The sequence below is a fragment of the Mycobacterium sp. genome (assembly GCF_049683935.1).
In the GTDB taxonomy this organism is placed as follows: domain Bacteria; phylum Actinomycetota; class Actinomycetes; order Mycobacteriales; family Mycobacteriaceae; genus Mycobacterium.
This window is the reverse complement of the sequence record NZ_JBAUJR010000528.1, coordinates 1-2,463: the sequence shown is the minus strand read 5'-3', so window position 1 is coordinate 2,463 and position 2,463 is coordinate 1. Positions and strand designations below refer to the sequence as shown.

Sequence of the window (2,463 nt, the reverse complement as noted above, 5' to 3'; positions counted from 1 at the left end):
CTGCGCACCCGGCCGAGCCTGGCACCCAACGGTGTGCCCGCCGCGCTGATCCCCGATTCGACGGCTGCGCTCGCGGCGCTGCAGGCCGCGCCCGGACTGCCGGACCACGGTGTCATCGTGCTGGTTGATCTCGGCGGCAGCGGATCGAGCATCTCGCTGGCCGACGCCGGTTCGAATCTCGACGCCATCGGCCAGACGGTCCGCTACCCCGAGTTCTCGGGAGATGCGCTGGACCAGGCGCTTCTCAACCACGTCCTCGCGGGAATCGCCGACGCGAACAAGGCCGACCCCGCGGGCACCTCCGCCGTCGAGTCGCTCGCCTCGCTGCGTGACGAGTGCCGCCGGGCCAAGGAACGCCTCTCGGCGGAGACCGCGACTGTGGTCGCCGCAGAGCTTCCCGGGTTCCGCTCCGACATCCGGGTGACCCGCCCCGAACTCGAGCAGCTGATGTCGATGCCATTCGGCGGGCTGGTGAATGCCGTCGAAGACACGTTGCAGCGCAACGGAATCCCGGCGGACAGTGTCTCGGCGGTGGCCACGGTCGGCGGCGGTGCCGCGATCCCGCTGGTGACTCAGCGGTTGTCCGAACGACTGCGCGCACCCGTGGTCACCACTCCGGAGTCCCAGCTCAACGTCGCCGCCGGGGCAGCGTTGGTCGCCAACCAGAGCCTCAGCGCGGATGCGCCGACCGGGATGGCTCCCGCCTCGGATATGCCGACCGCGATGGGGCCGGCGGCGTGGGCCGCGGGTGCGGCGGGACTGGCCGCCAGCGAATCCGCCGACGACGGCGCCTCGTCGGCGACCTTCCGCGCGTTGGCCTGGTCGCAGGATGACGAGTCGGCCGGGGATCCGCTGCCCTACACCGGTGAGGACTACACCTCCCCGGCTTCCTACGCCGGAGCGGGAGCGACCGCGGCCCGGCCTGCTGTGGCGTTCTCCCCCGGAGACGACGGATATGACGATGAACCCCCTCCGCTGCCCTGGTACAAAAGGCCCCCGCTGCTGTTCGGCGCGGCCGCTGCCGCGGCACTGCTGGCGGTGGGCGGTCTCGCGGTGACGCTGACCGGCTCGGACGGCGACTCGACCCCGGTCACCGAGACTGCGACCACGACCCCGGCCGACGACGCTCCCCCCGTGCTGCCACCTCCGGTCACCACGGTCACCGTCGGTCCCGACGGGGTGGCCACCACCACCGTCAGCCAGCCGCCACCTCCACCACCCACCACGACGACGGCGCCCACCACCACGACCACACAGCCGACGACGACCACCACAACCACCACCACGACCACGACGACGGCGCCCACCACGACCACGACTCGTCCGACGACCACCCGGCCGACGACCACCGCGCCACCGACCACAACGGCCCCGCCACCGGATCCGACGACCGTCGATCCACCGGATCCGACCACGATCGATCCGCCTGACCCGGTGACGCCGACGCTCGTTCCCGACGACGGCGCCTGATCTGCGGCGATGATGAGTCCGGCGCTGCTTCGGCCGGCGGATCTCGCTGCGTCCTCCCGAGAGGCCATCGCCGCGGTCGACGCCGATCCCGGTGCGCCGGCCAGATTTCTCGTGACCGGCGGCATCGGCACTGGTAAGTCGACGGTGCTGGCCGCCATTCGCGCGTCGTTCCGGGAAGCCGGTCGCGCCGTGCACTCCCAGCCGCCTGGACTCGGCGACGCAGTGGACGCCGCGATCGTCGTCGACGACGCGCACCTCCTCAGCAGTGATGACCTCGACCGGCTCACCGAACTCGTCGCCGACCCTGCCGCCACCGTGGTCATCGGCAGCCAGCCGTTGGCGCATCACCCGGCGCTCAGCCGCCTCACCACGGCGCTCGAACGGGAGAACCCCGCGGTTGTGCTGGGGCCGTTGCCGCCTATCGAGGTGGGTCGGGCCGCGGCTGCGGTGCTCGGCACCCCTGCGACACCGGACCTGGTTCGCGCCCTGATCTCGGCGAGTGCCGGATTGCCGTTTCTGCTGCGGCCCGCCCTGTCGGCGGCGGGTGACGGTCCGTCCGCGGTCCGGCAGGCCGCACGCTTCGCCCTGATCGAGCGTCTCCGCCGCCTCGACGAGCGGGTTCTCGACACACTTCTCATCTCGTCACTGAGTCCCGACCTGGGACCCGACGATGTCGCCGCCGCGCTGCGGATGTCCTCGGAGGCCGCATCCGCCGCTGTCGACCGGGCCCGTTCCAGCGGACTGATCGACCCGTCGCACGCTTCGGGCTTCCTCCCCGTCGTACACGATTCCATCGCCCAGATCCTCGGCGCCGCAAGGCATCACGAGATCGAGGTGGCCGTGCTGTGCTCCCAGGTCGAGCTGTCGACCCTGACCGCCGATCTCGCGTTGCGCCTGGCCGAGCACGGTCTGCGCGAGGAGCGGTTGGCCACGGCGCTGACCGACCTCGCCGAGCGGGTCCGGGACCATCCCGCCGACGCGGCGCGGCTCTAC

The 2,463-nt window shown here is 71.8% G+C and carries 1 protein-coding gene and 1 pseudogene; both read left to right on the top strand.

The features are described 5' to 3' along the window. The coding region (locus WA965_RS29870) for an Hsp70 family protein (protein ID WP_526448320.1) at positions 1-1,470 on the top strand (1,470 nt) is incomplete at its 5' end. A 9-nt stretch (positions 1,471-1,479) separates the two neighbouring features. Further along, positions 1,480-2,463 (top strand): annotated as a pseudogene (locus WA965_RS29865) (isoniazid response ATPase/transcriptional regulator IniR); the annotation flags it as partial.